Source organism: Candidatus Methylobacter favarea (assembly GCF_902806695.1).
In the GTDB taxonomy this organism is placed as follows: Bacteria; Pseudomonadota; Gammaproteobacteria; order Methylococcales; family Methylomonadaceae; genus Methylobacter_B; species Methylobacter_B favarea.
Genome location: NZ_CADCXN010000065.1, coordinates 25590 through 39044 on the forward strand (window position 1 = coordinate 25590; position 13455 = coordinate 39044).

General features: G+C 47.2%; 12 protein-coding genes. 4 read left to right on the forward strand and 8 right to left on the reverse strand.

Annotated elements, in window-relative coordinates; translation table 11 throughout:
- Positions 1-45: 45 nt before the first annotated feature.
- The 3 genes from HUX64_RS09880 to rpe all read right to left on the reverse strand — a co-directional run bounded on the left by HUX64_RS09880 (position 46) and on the right by rpe (position 2867).
- Entirely contained in the window at positions 46-636 is a 591-nt protein-coding gene (locus HUX64_RS09880) for an anthranilate synthase component II (RefSeq protein ID WP_174626066.1), read from the reverse strand.
- Positions 633-2132, reverse strand: coding sequence for an anthranilate synthase component I (trpE, locus tag HUX64_RS09885; RefSeq protein WP_174626067.1), 1500 nt, complete (start codon positions 2130-2132; stop codon positions 633-635). The genes HUX64_RS09880 and trpE overlap by 4 nt, the downstream gene beginning before the upstream one ends.
- A gap of 63 nt (positions 2133-2195) precedes the next feature.
- Positions 2196-2867 carry a ribulose-phosphate 3-epimerase gene (gene rpe / locus HUX64_RS09890; protein ID WP_174626068.1) on the reverse strand — a complete coding sequence of 224 codons (672 nt, stop codon included), beginning with the start codon at positions 2865-2867 and terminating at the stop codon, positions 2196-2198.
- Between the two features lie 114 nt (positions 2868-2981).
- On the opposite strand from rpe, the gene HUX64_RS09895 reads away from it, so the two are divergent.
- Positions 2982-3854 (forward strand): fumarylacetoacetate hydrolase family protein, encoded by an 873-nt coding sequence (locus HUX64_RS09895; RefSeq protein ID WP_174626069.1) that lies wholly within the window; start codon positions 2982-2984, stop codon positions 3852-3854.
- Positions 3855-4003: 149 nt separating this feature from the next.
- Here the strand turns inward: HUX64_RS09895 and HUX64_RS09900 are convergent, their stop codons facing one another.
- Positions 4004-5605: an ATP-binding protein gene (locus HUX64_RS09900; RefSeq protein WP_174626070.1), complete on the reverse strand. Its 1602-nt coding sequence runs from the start codon at positions 5603-5605 to the stop codon at positions 4004-4006.
- The gene (locus HUX64_RS09905) at positions 5605-6264 is read right to left on the reverse strand and encodes a response regulator (protein WP_174626071.1); all 660 of its coding nucleotides are present in this window, start codon (positions 6262-6264) and stop codon (positions 5605-5607) included. The genes HUX64_RS09900 and HUX64_RS09905 overlap by 1 nt, the downstream gene beginning before the upstream one ends.
- A gap of 161 nt (positions 6265-6425) precedes the next feature.
- Here HUX64_RS09905 and hemW point away from each other — a divergent pair, with 161 nt between their 5' ends.
- The 3 genes from hemW (at position 6426) to HUX64_RS09920 (ending at position 10311) form a co-directional block, all read left to right on the forward strand.
- Complete coding sequence (gene hemW, locus HUX64_RS09910) at positions 6426-7559, forward strand: radical SAM family heme chaperone HemW (protein WP_174626072.1); 1134 nt, start codon at positions 6426-6428, stop codon at positions 7557-7559.
- 38 nt (positions 7560-7597) lie between these two features.
- On the forward strand, positions 7598-8233 hold the full coding sequence (pyrE, locus tag HUX64_RS09915; protein WP_174626073.1) for an orotate phosphoribosyltransferase: 636 nt from the start codon (positions 7598-7600) through the stop codon (positions 8231-8233).
- A gap of 137 nt (positions 8234-8370) precedes the next feature.
- A complete protein-coding gene (locus HUX64_RS09920; protein ID WP_174626074.1) occupies positions 8371-10311 on the forward strand; it encodes a dynamin family protein in 1941 nt (646 codons plus the stop codon).
- A 46-nt stretch (positions 10312-10357) separates the two neighbouring features.
- Here the strand turns inward: HUX64_RS09920 and trmB are convergent, their stop codons facing one another.
- Genes trmB through HUX64_RS09935 form a run of 3 tightly spaced genes read right to left on the reverse strand, consistent with a single transcriptional unit; the run spans position 10358 to position 13179 of the window.
- Entirely contained in the window at positions 10358-11047 is a 690-nt protein-coding gene (trmB, locus tag HUX64_RS09925) for a tRNA (guanosine(46)-N7)-methyltransferase TrmB (protein ID WP_174626075.1), read from the reverse strand.
- A gap of 27 nt (positions 11048-11074) precedes the next feature.
- Positions 11075-12067 carry a sulfur carrier protein ThiS gene (thiS, locus tag HUX64_RS09930; protein WP_174626076.1) on the reverse strand — a complete coding sequence of 331 codons (993 nt, stop codon included), beginning with the start codon at positions 12065-12067 and terminating at the stop codon, positions 11075-11077.
- Entirely contained in the window at positions 12064-13179 is a 1116-nt protein-coding gene (locus HUX64_RS09935; RefSeq protein ID WP_174626077.1) for a 3-deoxy-7-phosphoheptulonate synthase, read from the reverse strand. Before HUX64_RS09935 ends, thiS begins: the two co-directional genes overlap by 4 nt.
- Positions 13180-13455: the final 276 nt, after the last annotated feature.

A 13455-nucleotide genomic window follows, 5' to 3' on the forward strand; every position in this document is an offset into this window, starting at 1 on the left:
TAAAAATCAAACAACAGATACATCGGCTTGCTCTGGCTTATGCGATTATCTTTCGAGAAAATTCCGCAACAGATCATGCCCGTGTTCAGTCAAAATCGATTCGGGATGAAACTGCACGCCTTCAATAGCTAGCTGCCTATGGCGCACACCCATAATCTCATCGAGTTTGCCCGCTTCATCCTGTGTCCAGGCAGTTATTTCCAGGCACTCAGGCAAAGTGGCCTGATCAATCACCAGGGAATGATAGCGGGTAGCGGTAAAAGGATTGGCAAGCCCCTTGAATACGCCTTGTTCATGATGGTAAATCAGCGAGGTTTTACCGTGCATGATGCGTTTGGCATGCACTATATTGCCGCCCATGGCATAGCCTATGCTTTGATGCCCGAGGCAGACGCCCAGAATAGGATAGCGGCCGGATAATTTAACGATAGCGTCAACTGACACACCGGCTTCTTTGGGCGTGCAGGGACCGGGGGAAATAACAATCTTGTCCGGAGCCAGTTGTTTTATATCTTCCACAGTCACCTGGTCATTGCGCACCACCGTAACATCGGCGCCTAATTCACCAAGATACTGCACCAGATTATAGGTAAACGAGTCATAGTTATCGATCATCACGACTTTAATCGCGCTCATGCCTGATCTCCCTGTTCTTCCTCTTCCAGACCCGCTTCCGCCATCTCGACAGCGCGGAAAATTGCCCGGCCTTTATTCATGGTTTCATCCCACTCATTTTGGGGTACTGAATCATAAACGATGCCGGCCCCGGCTTGTATATGCAGTATTTTGTCTTTTATGACGGCGGTTCTGATCGCAATCGCCGTATCCAGATTGCCTGACCAGGCAATGTAACCGACCGCGCCGGCATAAATGCCGCGTTTGACCGGCTCCAGCTCATCAATGATTTCCATCGCGCGTATTTTGGGCGCGCCGCTGACGGTGCCGGCCGGAAAAGTGGCGGCGAGCACATCAAAGGCGTTCTGCCCCGGTTTTAATTGGCCGGTGACATTGGAGACAATATGCATGACATGCGAGTAGCGTTCGACTATCATTTTATCGGTCAGCTTCACGGTGCCGCAGGCGGCGACCCGGCCGGCATCATTGCGGCCCAAATCAATCAGCATCAAATGCTCCGCCAGTTCCTTGGGATCAGCCAGCAAGTCTTTTTCCAGCGCCATATCCTGTTCATGCGTTGCCCCGCGCGGACGGGTGCCGGCAATCGGGCGGACGGTGACGCTATCATCTTCCAGCCTGACCAGTATTTCCGGCGATGAACCGACAATATGAAAATCGTTCAGGTTCAGATAAAACATGTAGGGCGAAGGATTCAGGCAGCGCAAGGCCCGATACAAATTAAGCGGCGATGCTGAATAAGGCACCGACATGCGCTGGGATAACACCACCTGCATGATGTCGCCGGCAATAATGTAGTCTTTGGCCTTGAGCACGGCATCTTCAAAGCCTTGCCGGGTAAAACCTGAAACAAAGTCAGCTTCATAAACGCGTCTGGCTGTGCAATGCCTAGCCGGCTCGGCTTTCAACTCCCGCAGCTTGACGGCTAATTCATTTAACCGGGCTACAGCGAGATGATAGGCATTATCGGTCTCTGGATTGGCATGTGTCAGCAGCAGCATTTTGCCGGACAGATTATCAAAAACCAGTATTTCTTCTGACACCATCAGCAGAATATCAGGACATCCCAAGGCATCCGGTTTTTCCGTTCCCTGCAAGCGAGGCTCAATATAGCGAATGGTTTCATAGCCGAAATAACCGACCAGACCGCCGTTAAATCGCGGCAGCTCGGCAATATCCGGCACCCGATAGCGCGCTTTAAACTGCTCTACCCACGCCAGCGGATTCTCTTCCAGGGCTGTTTCAATTATTTCGCCGTCTTGTTCCAGCGTGATTTGCCTGCCGGTGATTTTGACGATGGTTTTGCAGGGCAGTCCGATAATGGAATAGCGTCCCCACTGCTCTCCTCCATGAACGGATTCAAATAAATAGGAGTAGGGGCCGGCGGCCAGTTTCAGGTAAGCGCTCAAGGGCGTATCCAGATCAGCCAGGATTTCCCTGCTGACAGGGATGCGGTTATAGCCCTGCCGGGTGTATTGATTGAATTGTTCTGGAGTCATTATGGGCCGTTTAGCTACGCACTGTTTAATAAAACGAACGATCAGGCCGGGGCATGGCTATCATTACCCTGCTTTAGCCAATTCGGAGCGCATGTCGTCTATTACTTTTTTATAATCGGGCTGGTTAAAAATCGCTGAGCCAGCCACAAAAATATCTGCGCCGGCTGCTTTAATTTCGCGGATATTGTCAGTTTTTACGCCGCCGTCAATTTCCAGCCGAATATCAAACCCGCTCTCGTCAATCAGTTTCCTGACTTGCCGTAATTTGGCAAGCGCAGAAGGTAAAAACGATTGTCCGCCAAATCCCGGATTAACCGACATCAGTAAAATAATATCCAGTTTATCCATGACATACTCCAGATGGCTCAAAGGGGTGCCGGGATTAAACACCAGTCCGGCCTTGCAGCCGCAATCATGAATTAATTGCAGGGTCCGGTCGATATGAACGGAACCTTCAGGATGAAAAGTGATGATGCTGGCTCCGGCTTTGGCAAAATCAGGCACGATCCGGTCCACCGGCTCGACCATCAGATGCACATCAATCGGGGCGGTAACGCCGTGCTTCCTTAAGGCCTCGCAGACCAATGGCCCAATGGTGAGATTCGGTACAAAATGATTATCCATGACATCAAAATGCACAACATCAGCGCCTGCTGATAAAACCTTATCCACTTCTTCGCCTAATTTGGCGAAATTGGCGGATAAAATGGAAGGAGCAATCCAGTTTTCTTTCATTTTCTGATCCTCGTTATTAAAGCTGCTGATTATATCTTTTTTTTTGCTTGCGTTCTCGTCTTGCAATCTGCGTTATACAATAGACGCACTTTAAATCCTCAGGGAATTAATCCGATGAAGCTGGCAACCTTTACCCATAATAGCCAAACCCGTGTCGGCGCCGTAATAGAGGATAGGGTCGTCGACAGTAAAAACTGTCCTGAAATCCCCGCCGCCATGATTGAATTTTTGGCCGCCGGCTCAAGGGCTCTGGAAGCCATGCAAGGGCTAATCCGCAGCGGCAGCGGCCGTATTCCGCTGGCTGAAGTAAAGCTGGATGCGCCCGTGCCGCGGCCGGGCAAGTATCTTGCCATCAGCCTGAACTATGCCGATCATATTGCCGAAATCGGCCTCGAAAAGCCTGAATATCCCTCTTTTTTTAGCAAACAAGGCAGCTGTGTTATTGCTCATGGCGATGCCATTTACCGGCCCAAAGTATCGGACAAGCTGGATTATGAAGGCGAACTGGCGTTTGTTATCGGCAAACGCTGCCGGCATGTACCGGTCGATAAAGCGCATCAGGTAATTGCCGGCTTCACCATTGCCAATGATGTGTCCGTGCGCGACTGGCAGTTCCGCTCGCCCACTTTCACTGTGGGCAAATCCTTTGACACGGCAGGACCTCTGGGTCCCTGGCTAGTGACCAGCGATGAAATCAGCGATCCGCATAAGCTGAATCTTAAAACCTGGATTGATAATGACAAGCGTCAGGACTCAAATACCCGGCACATGATTTTTAACTGTTATGAAATGGTTGCCTATTTATCGCAGGCAATGACCTTGGAACCGGGCGATATTATTGCCACCGGCACACCCGGCGGCGTCGGGGTAAAAATGACTCCGCGCGGCTATATGAAGCCGGGGCAAACCGTCCGGGTTGAAATAGAAGGCATCGGCACGCTGGTTAATACTGTTATTGACGAGCCGGATAATCTGGCCGCGTATTAAGCCATCAGGAAAAGCGGGGCGCCTCTGGCATTGTATCTCCTGCCTGACTTTCAACCCGGCTTTAGACTTAATCTGGACGGCCGCGGCGATGGCTGAATCGCCCCGGCATATCATGCTGTATTTGCTGTGCTGCATGGCAGGGATTTTTATTACTTTGGTCTGGCATGAAAAAAACTTAATTTCTTCTGCCATATTTTATCAACCGGCTTTGGCGGCAAACGAAATAAGACCGTTACTTTCAAACCGCTGAACTGCGACTGCCCCAGAACAAGTTCGGCGCCATGAATGGCGGCGATCCGCTGGACAATTGAAAAGCCAAGGCCGGTGCCTTTGGCAATATGCGCAGTTTCACTACAGCGATGGAAGCGTTTAAGGGAATTTTCATATTGATCAGGATCTATTCCGGGTCCTGAGTCTTCCACACAAAATTGCAATTGTTTTCCCTTTTCTTCGAGACTTATTACTATAAGGCCCTGGGGCGGCGTATATTTAATGGCGTTATCAATAACGTTTCTGATTAAAATAGTAATTAATGGCGCATTAAAAATAATCGGTATCGCCTTTTCCTCTATAAATTCCATTTGAATCCGCTTTTTATGGGCCTCCCGCTCCAACTCCGCAACCACCCGCACTACTTCGCGACCCAGATCGCCACTTTCTTTAGGTAAAAATTCCGTGTTCGATTCAATGCGCGAGAAAGTCAGCAGTTGCTGCACCATATAGGTCATTCTGTTTACAGCCTGCTCAATTCTCTTAAGAGCCTGTTTGCGCACCTCCTCATCAGTAGTTCTTAACGCGACCTGAGCCTGAGTCAGCAATCCGGCTAAAGGCGTTCTTAATTCATGAGAAGCGTCTGCCGTAAAGCGGCGTTCATTTTCAAAAGCCTCTTCAAGCTGGGCGAACAGATTGTTAATCTCATTAACCACAGGAATGATTTCCTTGGGCAGTTTTTTGGTTGAGAGCGGTTTGAGATAACTTGCTTCACGCTTGGCAAGCTGTCTTTCCAGCCGGTTAATAGGCTTTAGGGAGCGGCCGACAATTATCCAGATAACAATACCCAGAAACGGCAGTCCGATAAGAAATTGAGTTACTAATTGCGTCGATATTTCATCAGTTAACTCGGTTCGAATTTCTTCCTTTTGCGCGACATGGATAACATATTCATTTGTTGAATTGGCGGCGCTGAATACATGCCATAAATTGCCATCTATATTGGTTTCGCTGAAGCCATTGAATGAAGTGGAAAAAGCAAATTTCGGCGCGCTTTCCGAACGCAATAACAAGCCGTTTTTCTTGGACCATAGCTGAAAAGCAATTTTTCTTTCGTATTTATGGCGCAAAGCGTTGACTTGCAGAATCTCATCAAACACATGCCATAAGTGGGCATCAAAATTTTTTTCGCTGAAACCATGCACTGAGAATTTCGGATCTCTTTCCGAATGCAGCAGCAAGCCATCGTCTTCAGACCATAGCTGATAAGCCAGCTTTCTTTCATATTGATTGGCTAAAGCCGGAGTATGCACAAGCTCATCATTCTGATCCTGTTTCCAATGCCTTGCTAGAGGACCTTCATTGTGCAAGCTCTCTACAAAAGTCAACAGCACTTTTGCCGATTGGGCGAGTTCCGCGTCAAACAGATCAGCGACTTCATCACGGGTTACTTTATAGCTTATATAAGTGGTAATCCCCCATATCAGCATTGATGCGGTAAGCAATGTAAATAGCAGAATTTGCCGAAGGGAGTAGTGCATTAATCCTCATCAATAATATAGCCTACACCTCTGACAGTGCGAATAAGCATAGGGTCAAGTTTTTTCCGTAAATAATGAATGTGAACCTCAACGGTATTGCTTTCTATATCGGAATTCCAGGAGTACAGACTTTCTTCAAGCCGGGCACGGGAAATAACCCGGCCTATATTACTCATCAGAAAGCTCAGTATTTCAAATTCTTTTTGTGACAGATCTACCTTGTCATTATGCAAGGTAACCTGATGGGAGGCGGGATCCAGAATAATGCCCTTATGTTCGATATTGGGCCCGCTTCTGCCTTCATTCCTTCTGGCCAGCGCTCTTAATCTGGCACAGACTTCATTCAGGTCAAACGGTTTGATAACAAAATCATCGGCGCCGCTATCCAGGCCCAATATGCGGTCAGGAACAGTATCTTTAGCCGTCAGCACCAACACCGGCGTTTCATCCTTACGGCCTCTCAAGGCGCGCAAAATATCCATGCCATTCATATCCGGCAAATTAAGATCCAATACTATCAACTCATAACTGTTGATTTTCAAGGCCTCATCCGCCAGTTTGCCATTCGTCAACCAGTCAACCGCATAGCCTTCCATTTTCAAACCCGCAACCAGACCATCGCCCAGTATTTCATCATCTTCAACCAGTAAAAGTCGCATGTACTCTGAATTTTAAATATTTTTTACGAACTATGAGCTTAACCAGACAAAATTAAGCCGTACTTAAGTTTTGCCCCTGGCAGCCCCGGCAACACAACGTTATTTTTAAAGAACTTTCATGTTAAACTGACTTCATCTAAAACTAAACCGTTAAAACGTCCTTGTTGCCGCTCAGTCTTTATATTCATATTCCCTGGTGTATTAAAAAATGCCCTTATTGCGATTTTAATTCGCATGCGCTTAAAGCCAGTCTGCCGGAAGATGCCTATATAAATGCATTGTTGAATGATTTAGCCAGAGATCTGCAACTTTATAATATTTCCCGAAGCATCCATAGTATCTTTATCGGCGGCGGCACTCCCAGCCTGTTTTCACCTGAGTCGCTAAGTCGGTTATTACAGGGCGTAAAACATCTGGTTGCGCTCAAGGATAATCTGGAGATTACCCTGGAAGCAAATCCAGGTACATTCGAGAGCCATAAATTCTCAGAGTTCAAATCCGTGGGCATCAATCGCTTATCTATAGGCATCCAAAGCTTCAGCGATAACTTGCTAAAAAAACTGGGCAGGGTTCATTCTGCTTCCGAAGCCATTCTTGCCGCTGAAATTGCCCATCAGTCAGGCTTTGAAAATTTTAACCTGGATTTGATGTTCGGCTTGCCGGGAGCCAGCCCTGACAGCAGCCAAGCAGACATAGCAACAGCGATAAGCCTGAACCCGGCGCATATTTCCTTCTACCAGTTAACTCTGGAGCCCAATACCTGGTTTTATAAATTTCCTCCCAAGCTGCCTGATGATGAAGCTGTCTTTAGCACACAAACGGCCTGCCAGAACCTGTTAGCATCTCATGGCTATCAGCACTATGAAATTTCCGCCTACAGCCTGGAAGGCTTGCGTTGCCGGCATAATTTAAACTATTGGCAATTTGGCGATTATCTCGGTATCGGCGCCGGCGCTCACGGAAAAATCACCCGGAATTTGCCGCAGGGCATTATACGCACCTTCAAACCCAAAAACCCGGAGCAATATTTAGGCGATACGCATAAAAACGGCAAAGCCGAGGCCGTTGCTGTCGCTGAATTGCCTCTGGAATTTGTTATGAATCATTTACGCCTGAAACAGGGTTTTACCCTGGATACCTATCGATCAACCACCGGCCTTTCCATTGATAGCCTTGATCCTGCATTAGCCGGTTGTTTGAAGCAAAACCTGGTTATCAGCGAAAATAATCATTATTATTGTTCAGAAAAAGGCTGGAATTTTCTGGACAGTATTTTGGAAAAGTTCATGGCTTGAGCATAAATTCCTAAATCCCTCTCGTCCTATTTAATCTCATGCTTGATTATCAAAAAGACTTTATTTCCTGTGCCCTGGAAGGCGGCGTATTAAAATTCGGCGAGTTCCTGTTAAAATCAGGCCGCATAAGTCCTTATTTCTTCAATACCGGCTTGTTTAATACCGGCGCTCAACTTGGAAAACTGGGCCAATTTTACGCTAGGGCGTTAATTCAATCCGGCATTAAAGCGGATGTTCTTTTCGGCCCGGCCTATAAAGGCATTCCCCTGGTCAGCGCCACAGCCATTGCCTATGCCCAAATAACAGCTGTCGACATTCCCTTTGCCTTTAACCGCAAGGAAGCCAAAGATCATGGCGAAGGCGGAACTCTGGTGGGTTTTCCCCTGCAAGGCAAGGTGCTTATTCTTGACGATGTTATAACCGCCGGCACCTCGGTAATAGAGTCAGTGGCCATTATAAGAAAGGCCGGGGCAATGCCGGCAGGCGTATTGATTGCATTGGACAGGCAGGAGAAGGGGCAAAATGATATTTCGGCTATCGAAGAGATCAAAGTCCGTTTTGAAATGCCGGTTATTTCAATAATTAACCTCGACAATATCATTGAATATTTTACCCACAACTCCTGCACCCCGATAAGTGCATTAAAAACCTACCAGCGCCGGTACGGTATTTAAAATAATGCCTGCCCCGCCAAAAATAAAAATGCCTCATCCGGCAGTTCCAGGGATATAGGCTACAATTACTGAAAAAATACCCCTAATCTGACAGTTAAACTAACTTACAAAACTGCGTCAGTAGCAAAAGGCTTAACATGAGGAATCTGGAATTTAACAAGCAAATGTACGAATATTCTTTGTGGCGCGCCAAACTGATACAGAGTATAGAAATGTACCATCAATGGCGTAAGCGCTATGGCATGGATAATCCTCACAGCACTGAAACCATTTTAAATATTCTTAACGGTCTGAGCTCCGACCGTATTACCCTGGCTTTTGTAGGGGAATGCTCCCGCGGCAAAACCGAATTAATAAACGCTTTGTTTTTTGCCGGATCGGGGGTCAGATTTCTGCGCTCCTTCCCGGAGCACACCACCATGTCGCCAACTGAGTTTTTTTACGATGAAGCGGGCGGCAGTTATATTCGTTTATTGAATATTGAAAGCCGTCTTGAAGATATTTCCCTGGCTGAATTCAAGCTAAAACCGGAGCGCTGGACTCACTTTGATCTTAACTGCACCTCGCCGACGCAAATGCAGGAAGTTTTCAAGGAGCTGATCGCCACCAAACAAGTTGACCGGCAGATGGCCGATAAACTGGGTTTATGGAATGAACGTGAAGCTGCCGAGCAAGGCATCATCAATCTAGAAAAGGTAGAAATACCCTGCTGGCGTCATGCCTTGATCAGTTTCCCTCATCCCTTGCTAAAACAAGGCTTATCAATTCTTGACACGCCAGGCCTGAATGCCGTGGGAACGGAGCCGGAATTAACCCTGAAAATGCTGCCCGGCGCGCAAGCCATTATTTTTGTTCTCGCGGCCGATACCGGCGTCACTAAAAGCGATCTGGAAATGTGGCTCAATCATGTTTACAGTGCACGAGGCGGCAACAAACAGGGTTTAGCCGTGGTAATGAATAAAATTGACGCCATGTGGGATGATCTGGCCGGCGCAAACGGTTATGAAGATGCTATTAAATCCCACATCAAATCCTCGGCCGCCGTTTTAAAAATAGATGAACAGGAAATTTTCCCTGTTTCCGCCAAACAAGCCCTTTTGGCGAAAGTCAAGGCCGATGATGCCTTACTTAAAAGAAGCCGCCTGAGTGCTTTGGAAAATTATCTTGCCAATGATATTTTAAAGCAGCGGCGCGCCATTCTGATGCGCTCAATCATAAGAAACATCGGCTTCCTGGTCAATGAATCAGCCAATTTAACTGACACGTCATTAGCAAATGCAGCCAGCCAGCTTGAGGAATTCAGGAAAATTGATTTTGAAAATCAGGATATGACCGGAAAATTAATGGCCGAAACCCGTGACCGGCAACATATTTATCTGGCCAATGTCGAAAATTTTCAGGCCAGCTGCCGGGTTTTTAATATTCAGGCCAAAATGCTGATTGACTCATTCGCCAGGGAAAAAATTGATGGCATAATTAATAGCACCAAGCAGGACATGGCAAAAAGTTTAACCACTTACGGAATGAAGCAAAACATCCGCAAATTATTTGATGAGCTGCGCGATTTGTTGCAAGACTCCATTGACATTACCAGTGAAACGCGCAGCCTGGTAAAGGCTATCCACAAAAAATTCAAGGATGAATACGGTTTTAAAGGAATCGAACCGCAACTCTTCTCTATCAGGCAATACCAGTTTGAGCTCGAGCAGGTTTTTGAAGAAGGCGAAGCATTCCGCTCCAGCGCCAAAACCACAATGACGGAACAAAGCATTGTTATCAATAAACTTTACAGCACCCTTATCGCTAAAGCCAGAAACATTCTAAAACAAGCTCATACCGATGCCACTACCTGGAGCAATGGCGTTTTAACCCCTTTAATGCATCAGATTAAAGATCACAAAAAGCAGATTGAAAGCCGTTTGCTCATGCTGAGAAAAATCAATGAATCAAAAGGCAGCGTTGCTGAAAGCATTGCCGCCCTGGAAGCCGAATTGGAGCCGTTAAAACGGCAACGCAATGAACTGGCTTCAATCATTAAAGCCATGCATCTGGATGCCTGCACATCGGATAAAACATAAACATAAGACCTAAAAGCGGATGTTATCGCTTGCCTCCGGGTTTAATTTACTCTTTTTTAAAAATCAAATCCCATACGCCATGGCCTAAACGCAGGCCGCGCTGTTCAAATTTCGTTAATGGGCGATACCCTGGACGCTCACAATAGTCATCGGTGTTACTGATATTGCTCATTCCGGTCTCTGCCGTCAATACCGCCAGCATGTTTTCGGCATAATTCTGCCAGTCTGTCGCCGCATGAAAATAGCCGCCGGATGTTAACTTCCTGACTACTAATTCAACAAAATCAGGTCTGACCAGGCGTCTTTTATGATGCTTCTTTTTAGGCCAGGGATCGGGGAAAAATAAATACACCCCGGCCACACTATTATCGGTAATTTTTTGTTCAAAAATTTCAATGGCATCGTGGCAATAGATTCGGACATTATCAAGACTGTGCTGCTCAAGCTGCAACAGCAAGTGCCCGACTCCGGGCCTGTGCACCTCAATGCCGATATAATTTTTATCCGGATTGGCAGCGGCCATCCTCGCCAGATTGTCGCCGTTGCCGAAACCTATTTCGACATACAGCGGCGCATGGCGGCCAAAAACCCGAGCAAAATCATAATCTGCTGTAGGGTCGAGACCATACTTTTCCCAATAATTTGCCAAAGCCAATTGCTGCCCCTGGGTAATGCGCCCTTGCCGGCGGATAAAACTACGGATTCTTGGAAGGAAAATTTTTTCGGGGAATGACATAAAGCACTGCGGTAAGGCCCCCTGCAATTAGAAAAATAAACCATCTATAGGAGATGATGCAGAGGCAAAACGTTTTCGAGGCATGCGGCCTGCCAAAAATGCTTCCCTGCCTGCTTCAATGCCTTTCTTCATGGCCGAAGCCATTAGTATCGGGTTTTGCGCGGCTGCAATCGCGGTGTTCATCAATACGCCGTCGCAGCCTAATTCCATGGCAATCGCGGCATCAGAGGCCGTGCCTACGCCGGCATCCACTAAAATAGGGACATTGGCATTTTCAACAATGGTCAGGATATTATAGGGATTGCGAATACCCAAGCCCGAACCGATAGGCGCGGCTAAGGGCATGACCGCCACACAGCCGATATCCTCGAGTCTTTTCGCGGCAATCGGATCATCATTAGTATAAACCATGACATCAAAGCCATCTTTAACCAGTAATTCAGCGGCTGTATAAGTTGCTGCGACATCAGGAAACAAGGTAAGCTGATCGGCCAGCACTTCCAGCTTAACCAGTTTATGGCCGCCGAGCAATTCTTTGGCTAAACGGCAGGTTCGCACTGCATCTTCTGCCGTATAGCAGCCTGCCGTATTAGGCAGAATGGTGTATTTATCCGGTGAAATGACATCGAGCAAATTAGGCTCGCCCGGAGTCTGGCCGATATTCGTACGCCGCAGCGCAACCGTTACAATCTGGGCTCCGCTGGCTTCAATTGCCTGCCGCGTTTCCTCGAGGTCTTTGTATTTGCCTGTGCCGACCAGCAATCTTGATTGGTAAGCGACACCGGCAATAACCAATGAATCTTTCCGGCTGGCCTCATGTTGGCCGCCGCCGATGGCATGAACGATTTCCAGGCGGTCTTCAGCATTTAACAGTTGGCTGTCGTATTGGTCGTACGGCAATATTTCCTTATTTAATTCAACCGCAATTTTTTTACCTTTTAGCCCCATGTCCGCAATAACATTAGCAACCCGGTTGCTTTCAGCAATTTCACGGATTTCACCATTTACATAAATAATCATGTGCTTGTTACGCTCCCGAGTGAATCTTTAATGCCAGACTCCTGCACAGTCACAGCTCTTCGCTCCTGTACCGCGAGAGCCAGATTTTCCAGCATCGGAAAAGTTTCATCCCAGCCCAGACAGCCATCGGTAATGCTTTGCCCATAGGCCAGCTTTCGCCCTTTAATAACCTCCTGTTTGCCCGCCTTGAGATGGCTTTCAATCATGACTCCCATAATTCTGCTGTCGCCGCCCGCTATCTGGCTGGCCACATCATCACCTACAATGAGCTGGCGCTGGTACTGTTTCGAACTGTTGGCATGACTGAAATCAATCATGATATTCGGTTTCAGTTTTGCTTTCTCCAGCCCTACGGCTACTTGTTCCACACTGAGCGCATCATAATTAGGCCGGTTGCTGCCGCCTCTTAAAATGATATGGGCATCTTCATTGCCTGTCGTTGAGAAAATGGCCGACTGACCGGCTTTAGTCAGGGACAAAAAGTGATGCGGGCTCATTGCCGCGCCTATCGCGTCAATAGCAATTTTTATAGTGCCGTCAGTCGCATTTTTAAAGCCTACGGGACAGGATAACCCGGAAGCCAGTTCCCGATGCACCTGACTTTCAGTTGTTCTGGCACCAATCGCGCCCCAGGCAATCAGGTCCGAGATATATTGCGGGGTGATTAAATCCAGATATTCCGTTGCCGCCGCTACGCCTATGGTGTTCAAATCCAGCAATAGCTGTCTGGCCACACGCAGCCCTTTATTAATATTAAAGCTGGAATCCAGATCCGGATCATTGATCAGGCCTTTCCAGCCTACGGTGGTACGCGGCTTCTCAAAATAAACCCGCATAACAATCAACAGATCGTCTTTTAACTGATCCCTGGCTATTTTCAAAAGACCGGCATACTCATGCGCCGCTTCTGTGTCATGAATGGAACAGGGACCCACCACAACCAGCAGCCGGTCATCCTTGCCGGTTAATATTTTATGGATGCCTTCTCTTGCCTGCACCGTGGTTTGCGCCGCTGTTTCGTTAATCGGCATTTCATCATGGACCTGGATTGGCACTATAACTTTCCTGGTTGCGCAGATTCTCAAGTCATCAGTGTTGTATTTAGTTTGCATGTAGCTATCAACCTGTTGCTTTATTGCAGGATTATTGTAAGAACTTGTTATTTTAACTGTTTCTTACAACGCTTTGGTATTTTTTGCGATATGCCCAAGTAGTTTCGTCATTTTTATAATGCCTGAAGCATTACAGTTTTTATTCAAAGACTGAGAAGCTGTTTGGAAATTCATCTTTTCGCCCATAAGGTATCAATTTTGATTATGAAATAAATAGTATGAGCACAAAAAACGGAAAAAACGTTACCCGAGTAATTTGAGTGAGGGGGCATGGCG

Coding starts and splice junctions, on each gene's coding strand:
- HUX64_RS09880 (WP_174626066.1), bottom strand. CDS start 636: ATGAGCGCGATTAAAGTCGTGATGATCGATAACTATGACTCGTTTACC.
- HUX64_RS09920 (WP_174626074.1), top strand. CDS start 8,371: ATGAGGAATCTGGAATTTAACAAGCAAATGTACGAATATTCTTTGTGG.
- rpe (WP_174626068.1), bottom strand. CDS start 2,867: ATGAAAGAAAACTGGATTGCTCCTTCCATTTTATCCGCCAATTTCGCC.
- thiS (WP_174626076.1), bottom strand. CDS start 12,067: ATGATTATTTATGTAAATGGTGAAATCCGTGAAATTGCTGAAAGCAAC.
- HUX64_RS09895 (WP_174626069.1), top strand. CDS start 2,982: ATGAAGCTGGCAACCTTTACCCATAATAGCCAAACCCGTGTCGGCGCC.
- HUX64_RS09935 (WP_174626077.1), bottom strand. CDS start 13,179: ATGCAAACTAAATACAACACTGATGACTTGAGAATCTGCGCAACCAGG.
- trpE (WP_174626067.1), bottom strand. CDS start 2,132: ATGACTCCAGAACAATTCAATCAATACACCCGGCAGGGCTATAACCGC.
- pyrE (WP_174626073.1), top strand. CDS start 7,598: ATGCTTGATTATCAAAAAGACTTTATTTCCTGTGCCCTGGAAGGCGGC.
- trmB (WP_174626075.1), bottom strand. CDS start 11,047: ATGTCATTCCCCGAAAAAATTTTCCTTCCAAGAATCCGTAGTTTTATC.
- HUX64_RS09905 (WP_174626071.1), bottom strand. CDS start 6,264: ATGCGACTTTTACTGGTTGAAGATGATGAAATACTGGGCGATGGTCTG.
- HUX64_RS09900 (WP_174626070.1), bottom strand. CDS start 5,605: ATGCACTACTCCCTTCGGCAAATTCTGCTATTTACATTGCTTACCGCA.